Here is a 15,405-nt window from a genome sequence, read left to right as displayed (position 1 = left end):
GGAGGGCGGGCCGGTGCAGGACCCGGGGCATGGGCCGGGCCGCGCCGGCCCGCTTCCGTGGTCTCCCGGAGGGCCGGGTGACGCGACCCACCGCGGCGACACCAGCGCCTACGCGCCGCCCTGGCCCGCCCGGCCCGCCCGGGGCAGCGCCACCGTCAGCTCCCGGATCTCGTAGCCCCCGATGTCGTTCTTGAACGAGACGCGGGGGCTCCTCGTCATCCGGATGCCGTCGAGGGCGAACAGCCGGCTGAGGAAGATGTCCGCCTCCAGGACGGCGACACTCGCCCCGGGGCACCGGTGCGGACCGTCACCGAAGGCGAGGCCCGCCGCGCCCGGACCCGACGCCAGCCGCCGCCCGGGCCGCACCAGCAGCGGATCGCGGCCCACGACCTCGGGATCGGTGTTGGCGTCGTCGAGGCACATCTCGAGGAACTCACCGGGCCGTACGGTCACCGGACCGTCCGCGGTGGGCACCCGCAGTTCGGTGGTGGCCCGGCGGCGCAGCAGCCCCACCACCGGCTCCAGCCGCAGGATCTCCTGGAGGATCAGGAGACGGTCCGCCTCCTCCGCGGCGCGGTAGCGCGCGAGCAGCTCCGGATCGGTGAACAGGTGCCAGGCCGCCACGCAGACGAACTCCCGCGTGGTGACCATCCCGGCCGCGGCGAACGTCAGGCACTCACCGAGGATCTCCGCGTCCGAGCAGCCTTCCGCGATCAGATGCGAGATCAGGTCGTCCTGTTCCTGACGGCGGTGGGCACGGATGGCGGGGCGGACGTCCGCCAGATGGATGCGGAGCCAGTTGAGGTTCTGCCGGACCAGCCAGTACACGCCCCGCGGGCTCGTCAGCCCCGGCTCGCCGAACTCCTCCGGGAAGAAGCGCTCCAGCCTGCGCCGTAGGCCCGGTCTGCTGTGGCGCAGGCCGATGATCTCGCTCACCACGCCGACGGCCACCCCGAAGGCGAGCTCGGCCAGCTGCGCCTCGCCCGCCGTGCGCAGCACCGCCAGCTGCTCCTCGGCGATGCGCTCCATGAGCGCGCGGTAGTGCTCGTCCACCCGGCGCGGCGTGAAGAAACGAGCCGTCTGCCGCCGGTGCTCCCGGTGTTCCGGTCCGTCCCGGTACAGCACGGGACGGCGGACGCGCGGCGGCAGCTTCTCCACGGTCTCGATGCCCAGACCGGCCTGTACGGTCCCGGTGCTGCGCAGCACCTCACGGGCCGCCTCGTAGCCGTGGACCCGCCACGTACCGTCCTCGGCACGGCCGACCGGGCACCCGGGCCGGCCGCGCCCCCTGTCGACCTTCCGCGCACTGTCCCGCACGTCCCCGTCCCCCGTCACACAGGCCCCCTCGACGACCGGCACGGGACAGCTTCCTCCGCCGCCGTGCTCGAACAGCTGGCCCACAGGATCCGGCACACGGGCGCTCCGCGACCAGCCCCCGTACCGGATCCCCCGGTGGACTTCTCGGGCTCAGGCGTCGGCCAGCCGCGCCTCCGCCGCGGCGAGGATCTCCGTCACACGCAGCCCGAACGCGGCGTCGCACGGGTGCGGACGGCCGGTGCGGGCGGAGGCGAGGAGCGCGTCGGCGGCCCGGGCGAGGGCGGGTACCGGCCCTTCGGAGGGCAGGGGCAGTACGGTCGTCCCCGCCTCGCCGCGCAGTTCGACGGCGGCCCCGGCGGCCGCGGGCGGCGCGGTGAGGCTGAGGGTCAGTGTGCTCGTCGCCCCGCCGGTGTGCCGCAGGACCAGGTGCACGGTGTCATGGGGGCCGCGTGCGGCGGCCGCCACCCGCTCCACGTCGCCGAGCACCGGCAGCAGTACGGAGAGGGCGTGCGGGCCGACGTCCCACAGGGCGCCCTTCTCCCGTCGCCACGGTGACGCGGCGAACGGGCTGTCGCCGGTGAACACCGCGCCGAGCCACTCGGCGCGCGCGGTGAACCAGCCGCCCGCGGCTGTCTGTTCGGTGATCCAGGCCGCCGGCTCCGGCTGGAAACGGGTGGTCAGGAAGACCACCGAGGCGACACCGGCCTCCGCGGCCGCCCGCACCACCTCCCGGCCCTCCGCGACATCCGCCGCGAGGGGCTTGTCGAGCAGCAGATGACAGCCCGCCCGCGCGGCGCGCACCGCGAGCGGCGCCTGCACGGAGGGCGGCAGGGCGATCGCCACCGCGTCCACGTCGGCGAGGAGCGCGTCGACGTCCTCGTACGCGCGCGTGCCGTACCGTTCGGCGAGCGCCCCGGCCGCCTCCGGGCGCCGGCCCCACACCCCGGCGAACTCCACTTCGGGATGCGCGCCGAGCGCGGGGGCGTGGGCGGTCTCGGCCCACGGTCCTGTGCCGAGCAGTCCTGTGCGCATGCCGCAGCCCTCCTCGTACCGTCCGTACGTCGTTCACGTCATTCCGGGAGCCCGCGGCGCCCCGCTCCCGTGTGCCGTGAGCCCGCCTGTGGGACCGCACGGAGCACCGTGACCGTCCTGCCCGCGAACGGCCCTCGCACACCCCCCGCACACCCCTCGGCCCGGACGCACCGGACAACGCGGGGGTTTGCTTCGGCCGTCACGGTGCATTCGAAGGGTGGACACACGTTCAGGACACATTTTCGAACGACAGTGGAGGAACGGTGGGTATTCTCGCCTGGATCCTGATCGGCCTGCTGGCCGGAGCCATCGCCAAGATGCTGCTGCCGGGCAAGGACCCCGGGGGCATCATCGTCACGATGCTGATCGGCATCGCGGGCGGTCTGCTCGGCGGCTGGCTGGGCAAGGCGCTCTTCGGAGTGGACTCCATCGACGGCTTCTTCGAGCTGTCGACGTGGTTCGCCGCCATCGTCGGCTCGCTGATCCTGCTCATGATCTACCGGCTCGTCACCGGTGGCGGCGGCCGCCGCTCGCACCGCCACGCCTGACCGTGGCGCGGCGCCGTCCGGTGGTGGCACGCGGACACCGCGCCAGGACGCGGCAGGAGGACGGGGATCACGGCCCGGTGAGGACTTCCCTCACCGGGCCGTCCGCTGTCGTCGTACGGGAACCGTCGCCACGATGTGGTGGATGTGGTCGTACGTCGTCGTACTCGTCGTACAGATGCGGGCGCACGTGCCGGGACCCGTCGGAGCCCGGCACCGCGCCCGCAGTCCGGTCACACCCTCACTTCGCCATGACCCTGAACGTGTCCAGCGAGGAGTCGGCGGCGTCCGGGATGAGCATGCCGGCGGCGAGCCCGCTGCGCAGATAGTCGATGATCTCCCGGGTGATGACCTCCCCGGGGGCGATGACGGGGACGCCGGGCGGATACGGAGTGATCATCTCCGCCGCGACCCGGCCCGCGGCCTTGTCCGCCGGTACCCGCTCCGCCTCCGCGAAGAAGGCGTCCCGGGGCAGTACGGCCTGCTCCAGTTCCAGTGCGCCGGGCTCCGGCAGCCGTACCCGGGGCTGCCGCTCGATGGACCCGGCCCGCTCGGTCAGGCTGCGCAGCGCGGCGCACAGCCGCTCCTCGGTGTCGTCGTCGTCGGCATGGGTGATGCTCGCGCTGATCCGGCAGGTGTCCGAGGCGCCCATGTCGACGTGGCACTCGGCGCGCAGCCACTCGGTCGCCTGCATCCCGCTGATGCCCAGCTCCCGCACATCGACGGTGATCTTCAGCGGATCGAACTCCGCCGCGAGTCCCTCACGTACGATCTCGTCGCCCATCGGCCGGAGGCCGGGCATCTCGCCGATCGCCGCCCGGATGCGCTCGGCGCGGCGCAACGCTCCCTCCAGCAGGTCGTGCCCCTGCTCCACCATCTGCCGGCGCCAGCCGTCGAGCGTGGCGTACACCAGGGTGGAGGCGCTGGTGGTGCCCAGCAGGTCCTCGCGCTGCTTCAGCACGTCCGGCGACACGCGGTCGCCCTTCAGATGGAACACCGAGCTCTGCTCGATCGCACCGCCCATCTTGTGCACGCTGGTGACCACCAGGTCGGCGTCGGCGTCCATGCCCCAGGAGGGCAGGCCGTCGTGGAAGGGCAGGTGGGCGCCCCAGGCCTCGTCGACGATCAGCGGTACGTCGCGTTCGTGGCACACCGCGGCCACACCCCGGATGTCCGCGCAGGAACCCCAGTCCGTGGGCGTGATCAGCAGCATGCCCTTCGCGTCCGGGTTGGCCTCCAGGGCGCGGCGCACGTCGTCGGGCTCCGGAGGATGGGCCAGGTGCCGTTCCGCGTCGAACTCGGGATGGACCCAGACCGGCTCGACACCGTTGACGACGAGCGCGGACACCACCGCCTTGTGCGCGTTGCGCGAGACGAGCAGCTTCTCGCCGGGACCGGCCACGGAGACCATCGCCGTCTTCACGGACAGTGAGCTGCCGCACGTGGAGAAGAAGGCCTGATCGGCGCCGACCGCGTCCGCCATCAGCTCCTGGGCCTGCGAGATGATCCCCTGGGACTGGCGGCGGTCGTCGAGGCCGTTGAGGGACAGCACGTCGGAGCGGAACACTCCCTCGCCCAGGATCTCGACCACCCGTGGATCGGCACCCCTGCCCTGCTTGTGCCCCGGAGGGCCGTACGCCACGTCCCCGCGCCGCCTGAACTCTTGCAGCGCCTCGAGAACCGGGACACGTGAGTGATCCATGGTCGACCTCCTCGCACGATCGGATCCGGGCGATCGACGCCCGTCCGCTCCCCGTGTACCCGAAACACGCGATCTTCGGCCCCGCCCCCGCGATCCCCCGCCCGACCCGCTCCTCCACCCCTCCTCCGGCCCCCTCACCCACCTCGGGCCTGCGCCTGTCGGCCTCCGACTCGTCCGGGGCTCGGTCTGCTCCGGGTGCCGGGCTGTCCCGGGTGCCGGGTTGTCTGTGGTGTCGGGCGTTCCGGGTGAGGTGCTGCGCCGTGTCCGGCTATGACCGACCCCGGTGTTCGGTGCCCGGACCCGGACTTCGGCCTCCCGCTCTCCGGCCCGTGGTCTCCGGCCCAGGCCTCCGACTCCCCAGTCCCTCAGACCCGCCCGGGCATCCCGGCCCTTCCCGCCCCAACCGGCCCCTCACCGCCTCAGCCGACCCCTCCCAGGCTTCCGCCGTTCCCGCGACGCAGCGGTGCCACCCCTGGCGCCCTGGCCGTGCGTCCTCGGCCGGCCGCGTCCCTGCCGACCGCACCCCACCGGCTGAGCCCCGGCCGCAGTGGCCCGGGGCTCAGCCACCAGCACAGGAACGGCCCGGAGGGCTCACGTCGCGATCGCCGCGGCCAGCTCCTGCGCCGCCCGGACCAGCTCGGGGTCCGGAGCGTCGAGCAGACGGGGCAGGACATGGCGACGGGCCCGTACGGCGGCACGGGCCTCGCGTTCCCACCCCACGTAGTCGTCGGTGTAGTGGAGCAGCTTGGGATAGGCGGCGGCCATGCTCTCCCACTGCCGCGCGGAGACGATGCCGGACAGCAGCTGAAGGATCTGCGGGCGGCAGGTGACCCCGGGCCGCAGGGCGAGTTCCCACAGAAAGGGCACGGTGGCGGCCGTGGCCTGCTCCACCACGAAACCGTACTGGCAGATACGTTCCCGCAGTCGACGGAGCGCTTCCTGCGCCGTGGCCAGGTCGTCGGAGGCGAGGGCGGTCAGCAGATCCGGGATGGCCGCGGCGGATCCGCTGGAGTCCTTGATCTCATGCCAGGGCACGTCGTCCAGGGTCGTCAGAGGTATGGCCATGTCTGCTCCTGCGGCGGTGTCGGGTCGTGCTCCGGTTACGGATGCGTCCAGTCGTGCTGTGTGCAGGGGAGGTACGGCGGCGGTCTGCTCGGGTTCCGGCTCCGGGTGCTCAGCCGCGGCGCGGGGCGGGAAGCAGGGCCCAGACGGTCTTGCCGGTGGGGGAGTTGCGGGTCCAGCCCCAGCGCCGGGACAGGGCGTCGATCAGATGCAGGCCCCGGCCGTGTTCCTCCAGGACGTCGTCTCCGGAGTGTCTGACGACCGGTGGGCGGTCGACCGGGTCGGCGACGGCACACAGCACGTGTCCCGGCCCGACGGCGAGGCCCAGCCAGATCCCGTCGGTGCCGACGGGGGCGTACGGCAGGGCATGGGTGACGGCGTTGGCGGTCAGTTCCGTCACGACGGTGACCGTGTCGTCGCAGCAGTGGTCCAGCGACCACCGGCGCAGTGTCTCCCGGGTGAAGTCCCGGGCCCGGGCGAAGCACTGCGGACCGCCGCTGACGGGGAACGCGACGGGGACGGCCGAAAGGCCTGGCGCACTCTGCTGACGATACGTTTTTTCGGCTTCTGTGGAGCCCGTCGGCCGTACGGTGCCGACCGCCCCTTCGAGGTCTGGGTGCGACGCGGTCTCGGATGCGGTGTGCTGCGCTCGGATCACGTGTGAGGACACGGCCGTCTCCCTGATGTGACGTCAGGACGCGGCGCCGCTGACGCGGTTGACGCCACGGCTATTATTCACGCTGACAACACCGGCGTGCAATTGCACGAGAAATTGCGCCAGGTGATGAGGTGGCACGGGGGCGGGACGTGAACGAGGAGGATCGGTGCTGCCATCAGCGCCCAACGGCATACAGGCGAGCTCTCTGCGCGCCCACTGGATGAAGAGCCGGTACAGCAACGCGGAGGGCAACTGCGTCGAGGTCGCGCCCCTGGCCGACGGGAGCATCGCCGTGCGCAACTCCCGTCATCCCGACGGTCCCGCCCTGGTCTACACGCCGACCGAGATGGCCGCGTTCCTGGCCGGCGCCAAGGACGGGGAGTTCGATCACCTGGTGTGACGCCTGCGTGCGTTCCCGTACATCTGCGTATGTCTGCCTGCGTCTGCGCACGCGTGCGTATGCCTGCGCGCCTGACGCGCGCTCGCGCCCCCGCGCGCGTTGCGCGCCCACGCCTGTGCGCGTGACGCGCGAACACGTCTGTAGCGCGGGTCACTTGTGCGAGCCCTGCGGTGCGTTCGGTCAAGTGCGATAATCTGGCTCTGTTTTTTGCCGCGCGAACTGGGAGCCAGGATGTCCGCAGCGCCGCATCGCCTCTCCCGTCTCGAACCGTATCTGCACCGGCCCGAACCCGCTCCCACCCTGCTGAAGATGCTGGTGGGCGTGCAGTTGGCGGGCATGCGCGAAGACGCCGGCCACTCCCAGGACCAGGCGGCGCGGGCGCTCGGTTTCAGCCCGGCGAAGCTGTCGCGCATCGAGGCGGGCAAGGGCCGCCGCCCGCCCGCCGAGAGCGACGTCCGGGCGCTGCTGGACTTCTACGGTGCCGACGAGCACGAGGCCTCCGTCCTGTTGAAGCTGCTGCGGCGGGCCGGTGAGCCCGGCTGGTGGCAGCGTTACGACAAGCGGCTGATGCCCGAGTGGTTCGACCGGCTGGTCGGGCTGCAGGAGGCGGCCGCCACCATCCGTACCTTCGAGATCCAGTACGTCCCCGGGCTGCTGCAGACCTCCGCCTACACCCGTGCCGTGGTCGAGCGCGGGCTGCCGACGGCACCGGCCTCGGAGGTGGAACGCCGGGTCGAACTGCGCAGACGCCGCGGGCAGTTGCTGCATCGCTCGGACGCCCCCCAGTTCTGGGCAGTCGTCGACGAATCGGTTCTCCTCCGGGTGCTCGGCAGCCGTGAGGTGATGCGCGAGCAGCTCGAGCACCTCGTCGCGATGGCCCAGCTCAGTCATGTGACCGTACAGATCGTCCCCCTGGACGTGACGAACGCCTCGGCGCCGGCCATCCCCATCACGTATCTGCGCTTCGGCGGTCTCGATCTGCCCGACATCGTCTATCTCGAGCACATCAAGAGCGCCAACTTCCTCGAGGACCGCGACGAGACGGAGGAGTACCGGCTCGCCCTCGACCGGCTGGCCGACGACGCCCTGAGTCCTCGCGAGTCCCTGGCGCTGCTGCGGGACACGCTGGACCGGCGCTACCCCGCCTGAGGGGCGGGCGCCGCGCCGGTCCGGATACACGAAGCGGTGCGTCGCGTCGCGGTTCCGTGCCTCCTACCGGAGGCGGCCCACTCCGCCGAACTCGATCCACTCCTGCGTGAGCTGACGAGGCGCCACCTCGGAGTCCGGCCGCCAGGAGGACACCTCCACCAGGCCCGGCTCCAGGATCTCCATCCCCGCGAAGAGCCGCGCCACATCCTTCTCCTGGCGGACCCGGCCCCAGTGCCCCTGGGTCGTACGGTCCATGAAGCCGGTGACGAAGTCGCGCACCTCGGGGTCCTCGCTGACCAGCTGGCACATCACCATGAAACTGCCGGGCGCCAGCCGCTCGGCCACGCGGCGTGCCAGTGCCTCGGGCCCGTCGGTCTCGCTGTCGGGGAGGCAGTGCATGACCGACACGAACAGCGCGGCGACCGGCTGCGACAAGTCGATCAGGCGCCGGGTGTCGGGGTGGGAGAAGATGCCGTCGGTGTCCCGCATGTCCGCCTGGATGACGGCGGTCTGCTCGTTCTGGTCGAGCAGGGCCCGGCCGTGCACCAGGACCATCGGGTCGTTGTCGACGTACACCACGCGTGAGGAGGGATCGACGCCCTGTGCCACCTGGTGCACATTGTCCTGGGTGGGCAGGCCGGAGCCGTGGTCGAGGAACTGCCGGATGCCGTAGTCGGCCGCCAGCGTTCTGACCACCCGCTGCAGGAAGCGCCGGTTGTTCAGCGCCAGGGCGCGGGTGCTGGGGACCACCTTGTCCAGCTCCTCGCACGCCGCGCGGTCGGCCGCGTAGTTGTCCTTGCCGCCCAGGTAGTAGTCGTACATGCGGGCCGCTGTGGGCACATCGGCGTCGATGGAGGTGGACAACTGCTTCCCGGACTGCATCGGCCCCCCAAGAGATGTGCGCGCCCCTGACTGGCGCACCAGGAAAACTCATCTTAGAGATTCGACTTTTACGTATGCCAGTCCTGGATCAAAGGTTGTGGCCGGAATTGTGCGGCGGCGCTTCACACACGCCGCACGTGCTGCGGCGGCGGGCCGGTCGGCGCCGGCCGGGAGCCGTACCGGTCGAATGCCGTGCCGACTGGATGATTGGTGAGCCGGAGGCCGCTTTCGCATTTCTTGGTCGTGAGGTGATCATTCTTGCGCGAGTCTGCCGCTGATCGTGGATGGCCGACGTATTTTGTCGGGGATCGGATCGGCGGTTATGGAGGGCAGCAGGCGAGGACCGTTCGTGGATGTCGGATGATGAGGGGGCACGACCGCGGGCCGGTGGTTCCGCGTCGGAGCCGGGCGGGCGCCGATGGGGCTGTCCGGGGGAGAGGGAGACCATGGACGAGGCGGGTATGGCGATCCAGGAGCCGGGCACCGAGCCCGGTGAACCGGAGCTGCGGCAGCTGCTGGCCGGGCTGACGGCGGTGCGGGACGGCGACTTCGGGACCAGGCTGCCGGAAGAGGCCGGCGGGCTGCTCGGCGAGATCGCCTCCGTGTTCAACGGCATGGTCGACCAGCTGTCCCTGTTCACCTCCGAGGTGACCCGGGTGGCGCGCGAGGTCGGTACCGAGGGCACCCTCGGCGGCCAGGCGAAGGTGCCGGGCGTCTCCGGCAGCTGGGCCGATCTGACCGACTCCGTCAACGCCATGGCGGGCAATCTGACGACCCAGGTCCGCGATATCGCCCAGGTGGCCACGGCGGTGGCCAAGGGTGACCTCTCGCAGAAGATCGACGTGGACGCCCGGGGCGAGATCCTGGAGCTGAAGAACACCATCAACACGATGGTGGACCAGCTGTCGGCGTTCGCGGACGAGGTCACGCGCGTGGCCCGTGAGGTGGGTACCGACGGGCGGCTCGGCGGCCAGGCCGACGTCAAGGGCGTACGGGGCACCTGGCGCGACCTGACCGACTCCGTGAACTTCATGGCGGGCAACCTCACCGCACAGGTCCGCTCCATCGCCCAGGTGGCCACGGCGGTGGCCAAGGGTGACCTCTCGCAGAAGATCACCGTCGATGCCCGGGGCGAGATCCTGGAGCTGAAGAACACCATCAACACGATGGTGGACCAGCTGTCGGCGTTCGCGGACGAGGTCACACGGGTGGCCCGTGAGGTGGGCACCGACGGGCGGCTCGGCGGCCAGGCCGACGTCAAGGGCGTCTCGGGCACCTGGAAGGCGCTGACCGAGTCCGTCAACGTCATGGCCGACAACCTGACCGCCCAGGTCCGCGCCATCGCCGAGGTGACCACGGCCGTGGCCCAGGGCGATCTGTCGCAGAAGATCCGTGTGGACGCCCGGGGCGAGATCCTGGAACTGAAGGAGACCATCAACACGATGGTCGACCAGCTGTCGTCCTTCGCCGACGAGGTCACCCGTGTCTCCCGCGAGGTCGGCACCGAGGGCAACCTCGGCGGCCAGGCCACCGTGCGCGGGGTGTCGGGCACCTGGAAGAACCTCACCGACAACGTCAACCTGATGGCGTCCAATCTGACCGGGCAGGTGCGCTCCATCGCCCAGGTCGCCACCGCCGTGGCCCGCGGCGACCTCTCCCAGAAGATCACCGTGGAGGCCAAGGGCGAGGTCGCGGCCCTGGCCGGGACGATCAACACCATGGTCGACACCCTGTCCGCCTTCGCCGACGAGGTCACCCGCGTCGCCCGCGAGGTGGGCACCGAGGGCCGGCTCGGCGGCCAGGCGCACGTGCCGCACGTGGCCGGCACCTGGAAGGACCTCACCGACAACGTCAACTCCATGGCGAACAACCTCACGGGTCAGGTCCGCAACATCGCCCTGGTCACCACGGCCGTCGCCAACGGTGACCTGTCGAAGAAGATCGACGTGGACGCCCGGGGCGAGATCCTCGAGCTCAAGACCACCATCAACACCATGGTCGACCAGCTGTCCTCGTTCGCCGCCGAGGTCACGCGCGTCGCCCGCGAGGTGGGCAGCGAGGGGCGGCTCGGCGGCCAGGCCGAGGTCGAGGGCGTCTCCGGCACCTGGAAGCGACTCACCGAGAACGTCAACGAGCTCGCCGGCAACCTGACCCGTCAGGTCCGTGCGATCGCCGAGGTGACCAGCGCCGTCGCGGAGGGCGACCTCACCCGGTCCATCAACGTGGACGCCTCCGGCGAGGTCGCCGAGCTCAAGGACAACATCAACGCGATGGTGGAGTCCCTGCGCGAGACCACCCGGGCCAACCAGGAGCAGGACTGGCTGAAGTCCAACCTGGCCCGGATCTCCTCGCTGATGCAGGGCCACCGCGACCTGGACGTCGTCGCCGAACTCATCATGGACGAGCTGACACCGCTGGTGGCCGCCCAGTACGGCGCGTTCTACCTGGCGGAGGAGAGCGCGGACGGCGTCCACCTCCGGCTCATCGGCTCGTACGGCCGTCCCGCCGACGACCGGGAGGGACAGCGCATCCCGCTCGGGCACACCCTGGTCGGCCAGGCCGCGCGCAGCCGCCGTACCATCACCGTCGACGAGTTGCCCGAGGGGTACGTCACCATCTCCTCCGGGCTCGGCCAGGCGGCGCCGACCGCGCTCGTCGTCCTGCCGATCACCGTCGAGGGGCATGTCCTCGGCGTGATCGAACTGGCCTCGGTCTCCCGGTTCAAGCAGATCCACCAGGACTTCCTGGGCCAGCTGACGGAGACCATCGGCGTCAACGTCAACACCATCCTCGCCAACGCCCGTACCGACGAACTGCTCGGCGAGTCCCAGCGCCTCGCCGGTGAACTGCGGGTGCGCTCCGAGGAGTTGCAGGCCCGCCAGGAGGAACTGCAGCAGTCCAACGCCGAACTGGAGGAGAAGGCCACCCTGCTGGCCACCCAGAACCGGGACATCGAGGCGAAGAACCTGGAGATCGAGCAGGCCCGCCAGGAACTGGAGGACCGCGCCCAGCAGCTGTCGCTGGCCTCCAAGTACAAGTCGGAGTTCCTGGCCAACATGAGCCACGAGCTGCGCACCCCGCTCAACAGCCTTCTCATCCTGGCCCAGTTGCTCGCGCAGAACCCTTCCCGCAACCTCACGCCCAAGCAGGTGGAGTACGCGGGCATCATCCACTCCGCGGGCTCCGACCTGCTCCAGCTCATCAACGACATCCTCGACCTGTCGAAGGTCGAGGCGGGGAAGATGGACGTCGCCCCCGAACGCGTGCCGCTGCGCCGCCTGCTCGACTACGTCGAGGCGACGTTCCGGCCGATGACCACGCAGAAGAGCCTGTCCTTCACCGTCACCACCGCCGCGGGCGCGCCGGCCGACCTGGTCACCGACGACGCGCGGCTGCGGCAGGTGCTGCGCAACCTGCTCTCCAACGCCGTGAAGTTCACCGAGCGGGGCGGAGTGGAGCTGCGCATCGAGCCCGCCGCCGACAGCGAGGTGCCGAGCCACGTGCTCCGCGGGGGCCCCGTGGTGGCGTTCCGGGTCAAGGACACCGGCATCGGCATCCCCGAGCAACAGCTGGAGACGATCTTCGGCGCCTTCCAGCAGGCGGACGGCACCACCAGCCGCAAGTACGGCGGCACGGGCCTCGGGCTGTCCATCACCCGTGAGATCGCCCATCTGCTGGGCGGCGCGGTCACCGTGGACAGCACTCCGGGACAGGGCAGCACGTTCACCCTGTATCTGCCCGTGTCCCGCACCGACTTCGAGGAACTCGAGACGGCTCCGCAGCAGGCGGCCGAGGTGCGCGAGGGCGGCGCGCCGGCGCAGCTGCCCGCGGGCGACCGGCCGGAGCCCGCTCCCGCGCCGCCGCAGACGCACCCGCGACGGCTCCTGGTCGTCGAGGAACGGGTACGCGGACTGCTCTCCGTGGTCGCCGAGAGCGCCGTCGCCGACCTGGACCGCAGCCGGGCCATGCGGGACCCGGGGGACGCCGTGGAGATCATCACCGCCATGAGCGCCCAGGAGGCCGCCTCCGCCCTCGCCGCCCGCCCGTGCCACTGCGTCGTCCTCAGCCTGGACCTGCCCGACGGCGAGGGCATGCGGCTGCTGGAGGCCGTGGACGGCGACGCCGCGCTGGCCACCGTGCCGGTCCTCGTCCACAACAACCACCGGCTGCCCGCCGCCCAGGAGGACGAGCTGCGGGCCCGGGCCGACAACCGGCCGCTGGAGATGCTGTCGAGCCTGGACGAGCTGCGGGAACGTATCGCCCTGCATCTCTCGGCCGAACAGCCTGGCGACGTGGTCCCGCTCGTACGGCTGGAGGAGAGCGTGAGCGCGGCGCCCGAGGTCGACGGCGCCCTGGCCGGGCGGACCGTCCTCGTCGTGGACGACGACGCCCGCAACCTGTTCGCGCTCAGCGGCATCCTCGAGATGCACGGCCTGCGCGTACTGCACGCGGAGAACGGGCGGAAGAGCATCGAGGTCCTCACGGAGCACCCCGACATCGCCCTGGTGCTGATGGACGTGATGATGCCGGAGATGGACGGGTACGCGGCCACCGCCGAGATCAGACGCATGCCGCGGTACCGGGACCTGCCCATCATCGCGGTCACGGCCAAGGCCATGCCCGGCGACCGGGAGAAGAGCCTGGCGTCCGGTTCGAGCGACTATGTGACCAAGCCCGTGGACGCGGGCGACCTCATCGCCTGCGTACGGCGCTGGCTGTCGCCGTGACGGTGACACCGGCGGCACCGTCCCTCGAAGGCACCCTCCCGTCCCGCGCACGTCGTGCGTGTCAGAAGGAGCATGCGTCCACGTGAGCACCCATGATCTGCCCGGTGACCCGGTTCCGGACGACGCCCCGCGGCGGCACCGTGCCGCGGCGGACACGCCGCCACCGGGCGACTCCGCGCCGTCCGGCGCCGGTCCCGCGGCCGACCCCGCGACCGGCGGTGTGCCGGCCGAGGGCCGGGGCGGTGCCTCGGCGACCACCCCGGTCGGGAGGCTGGCCGCGACGGTGGAGCGGCTGCGCGCCGAGGTGCAGGCGGCGCACGCAGCGGCCGACGGGCGCGCCCTGCTCGAACTCGCCAAGGGCGTGCTGGTCGAACGTCTGAGCTGCGGCCCCGCGGAGGCCGCCCGGCAGCTCGGCGCGCTGGCCGGGCAGGCGGGCGTGACCCCGCTGGAACTGGCGGCCGACATCGTCAACCAGGCCGCCCGCGACCGCGTGACCGAGGCCGCCGTCGACTTCGCGACGGCGGTCGGCGGCGACGTCCGGGCCGGCGCGGCGGAGGCCGCCGCCGCGGCCGTACGGCTGCGTACGGCGGAGAGCAGCGCGCTCGCCGCCGAGGACCCGCAGGCCGTGGCCGACTCCCTGCTGGAGCACGCCCTGAAGCCGCTCGGCGCGAGCGGCGTCGCGATCTGGGTCGCCGGCACCGACGGCTCCCTGACCCTGGCGGGCAGCGCCGGCTTCCCGCCCGGGGAGGCGACCCGCTGGCGGTACGTCCCGCCGGGCGTCGCGACCGTCGCCCGCTGCGCGCTGGCCGAGCGCGGTGCGGAGTGGATCGAGTCCCTGGCCGCCCGCGGACTGCCGTCGATCGGCCGCACCCACCAGCCCGAGGGAGGCAGGGTGGCGGTGCCCGCCGGGGTCGGCGGGCGCATCCACGGAGTGCTGGAGATCTGCTGGCCGTCCCCCCTGCCCGCCCAGCCGCCCGCCGTGGTCCGGCAGATCGACGCCCTCGCGGAGCTGTGCGCGCACACCCTGGAGATCCACTCCAGCGCCGTGACGCGCCCGTACGACGGCTCCGCTCCCCGGTCCGGCCTGTCGGAACTGGTGGAGCTGGCCGACGGGCTGTACGACCCCGCACTGGTGCTCGTACCGCAGCTGGACGCCGCGGGACAGCTCGCCGACTTCCGCATCCACCACGTCAACCACAGCTTCCGTGACCCCGCCGGCCGCCCCCGCGGCGCCGTCAGCGGCGCGCTGCTGCTGGAGGCGTACCCGATGGCGGCCGGCCAGAGCGATCTGTTCCAGCACGTGGAGCGGGTCTACGCGACGGGCGAGCCGTTCCGGGCCGGGCGGATGACGCTCACCGCGCTGGTGGACCAGGTGCCGCTGTCGTCCGTCGCCGAGGTCAGCATCCTCCGGCACGGCGACAGCGTGCTGCTGATCTGGCGGATAGAGGACGAGGTGGCACGGCTGGCCAACCTCCTCGAACACGCGCAGCGCCTCGGCCGCATCGGCGGCTTCGAGGAGAACTTCGTCACGGACGAGATCACCTGGAACAGCCAGCTCTTCGCCCTCTACGGCAGGGAGGAGACGGCGGGTCCCGTTCCCATCGAGCAGCTGCGCGACCACACCCACCCGGACGACGCGGTCGCCATCGGCCGCTTCCTGCGCACCGTCCTGCACCACCGCAAGCCCGCGTCGGCCGCCTTCCGACTGCGCCGCCCGGACGGTGTGACCCGGCACATCAGGGTGGTCGCGGAGCCCGTCGTGGACATCGACGACACCCTGCTCGCCGTGCGCGGCGCGTACCAGGACGTGTCGGCCCAGCACTGGACCGAGGTGGCGCTCGCCGCCACCCGCGACCAGCTCGCCCAGACCGAGCAGCAGTCCGCGGAGCGCAACCGGCTCGCCCTGCAACTCCAGCAGGCCATCATGCCGT

At 71.8% G+C, this 15,405-nt stretch carries 10 protein-coding genes and 1 pseudogene; 5 read left to right on the top strand and 6 right to left on the bottom strand.

What is annotated here, in order from left to right; all coding sequences use genetic code 11:
- Positions 1-108: 108 nt before the first annotated feature.
- Together IE242_RS09030 and IE242_RS09025 are read right to left on the bottom strand one after the other, a co-directional pair.
- Positions 109-1,317 carry a cytochrome P450 gene (locus IE242_RS09030; protein WP_229858675.1) on the bottom strand — a complete coding sequence of 403 codons (1,209 nt, stop codon included), beginning with the start codon at positions 1,315-1,317 and terminating at the stop codon, positions 109-111.
- A gap of 150 nt (positions 1,318-1,467) precedes the next feature.
- The gene (locus IE242_RS09025) at positions 1,468-2,349 is read right to left on the bottom strand and encodes a Gfo/Idh/MocA family protein (protein WP_189857137.1); all 882 of its coding nucleotides are present in this window, start codon (positions 2,347-2,349) and stop codon (positions 1,468-1,470) included.
- A 263-nt stretch (positions 2,350-2,612) separates the two neighbouring features.
- On the opposite strand from IE242_RS09025, the gene IE242_RS09020 reads away from it, so the two are divergent.
- Positions 2,613-2,897 (top strand): GlsB/YeaQ/YmgE family stress response membrane protein, encoded by a 285-nt coding sequence (locus IE242_RS09020; protein WP_189857135.1) that lies wholly within the window; start codon positions 2,613-2,615, stop codon positions 2,895-2,897.
- A 238-nt stretch (positions 2,898-3,135) separates the two neighbouring features.
- On the opposite strand, the gene IE242_RS09015 is transcribed toward IE242_RS09020, so the two are convergent.
- The 3 genes from IE242_RS09015 to IE242_RS09005 all read right to left on the bottom strand — a co-directional run bounded on the left by IE242_RS09015 (position 3,136) and on the right by IE242_RS09005 (position 6,316).
- Positions 3,136-4,596: an aminotransferase class I/II-fold pyridoxal phosphate-dependent enzyme gene (locus IE242_RS09015; RefSeq protein ID WP_189857133.1), complete on the bottom strand. Its 1,461-nt coding sequence runs from the start codon at positions 4,594-4,596 to the stop codon at positions 3,136-3,138.
- 591 nt (positions 4,597-5,187) lie between these two features.
- Positions 5,188-5,661, bottom strand: coding sequence for a hypothetical protein (locus IE242_RS09010; RefSeq protein WP_229858533.1), 474 nt, complete (start codon positions 5,659-5,661; stop codon positions 5,188-5,190).
- A gap of 109 nt (positions 5,662-5,770) precedes the next feature.
- The gene (locus IE242_RS09005) at positions 5,771-6,316 is read right to left on the bottom strand and encodes an ATP-binding protein (protein ID WP_229858671.1); all 546 of its coding nucleotides are present in this window, start codon (positions 6,314-6,316) and stop codon (positions 5,771-5,773) included.
- Between the two features lie 169 nt (positions 6,317-6,485).
- On the opposite strand from IE242_RS09005, the gene IE242_RS09000 reads away from it, so the two are divergent.
- Together IE242_RS09000 and IE242_RS08995 are read left to right on the top strand one after the other, a co-directional pair.
- On the top strand, positions 6,486-6,716 hold the full coding sequence (locus tag IE242_RS09000; RefSeq protein WP_189857585.1) for a DUF397 domain-containing protein: 231 nt from the start codon (positions 6,486-6,488) through the stop codon (positions 6,714-6,716).
- Between the two features lie 231 nt (positions 6,717-6,947).
- Entirely contained in the window at positions 6,948-7,865 is a 918-nt protein-coding gene (locus tag IE242_RS08995; protein ID WP_189857131.1) for a helix-turn-helix domain-containing protein, read from the top strand.
- 63 nt (positions 7,866-7,928) lie between these two features.
- On the opposite strand, the gene IE242_RS08990 is transcribed toward IE242_RS08995, so the two are convergent.
- The gene (locus tag IE242_RS08990; RefSeq protein ID WP_189857129.1) at positions 7,929-8,747 is read right to left on the bottom strand and encodes an SAM-dependent methyltransferase; all 819 of its coding nucleotides are present in this window, start codon (positions 8,745-8,747) and stop codon (positions 7,929-7,931) included.
- A 446-nt stretch (positions 8,748-9,193) separates the two neighbouring features.
- Here IE242_RS08990 and IE242_RS08985 point away from each other — a divergent pair, with 446 nt between their 5' ends.
- Entirely contained in the window at positions 9,194-13,474 is a 4,281-nt protein-coding gene (locus IE242_RS08985) for a HAMP domain-containing protein (RefSeq protein WP_229858529.1), read from the top strand.
- An 82-nt stretch (positions 13,475-13,556) separates the two neighbouring features.
- Positions 13,557-15,405 (top strand): annotated as a pseudogene (locus IE242_RS08980) (GAF and ANTAR domain-containing protein); the annotation flags it as partial.

The sequence above is a fragment of the Streptomyces poonensis genome (assembly GCF_014650915.1).
Taxonomy (GTDB): domain Bacteria; phylum Actinomycetota; class Actinomycetes; order Streptomycetales; family Streptomycetaceae; genus Streptomyces; species Streptomyces poonensis.
Note: the sequence above shows the minus strand (reverse complement) of the source record. Positions and strands in the feature narration are given on the sequence as shown.

Excerpts from the sequence above, each read along its gene's own strand:
- IE242_RS09025 (WP_189857137.1), bottom strand. The coding sequence starts at position 2,349 with ATGCGCACAGGACTGCTCGGCACAGGACCGTGGGCCGAGACCGCCCAC.
- IE242_RS09015 (WP_189857133.1), bottom strand. The coding sequence starts at position 4,596 with ATGGATCACTCACGTGTCCCGGTTCTCGAGGCGCTGCAAGAGTTCAGG.
- IE242_RS09010 (WP_229858533.1), bottom strand. The coding sequence starts at position 5,661 with ATGGCCATACCTCTGACGACCCTGGACGACGTGCCCTGGCATGAGATC.
- IE242_RS08995 (WP_189857131.1), top strand. The coding sequence starts at position 6,948 with ATGTCCGCAGCGCCGCATCGCCTCTCCCGTCTCGAACCGTATCTGCAC.
- IE242_RS08990 (WP_189857129.1), bottom strand. The coding sequence starts at position 8,747 with ATGCAGTCCGGGAAGCAGTTGTCCACCTCCATCGACGCCGATGTGCCC.
- IE242_RS08985 (WP_229858529.1), top strand. The coding sequence starts at position 9,194 with ATGGACGAGGCGGGTATGGCGATCCAGGAGCCGGGCACCGAGCCCGGT.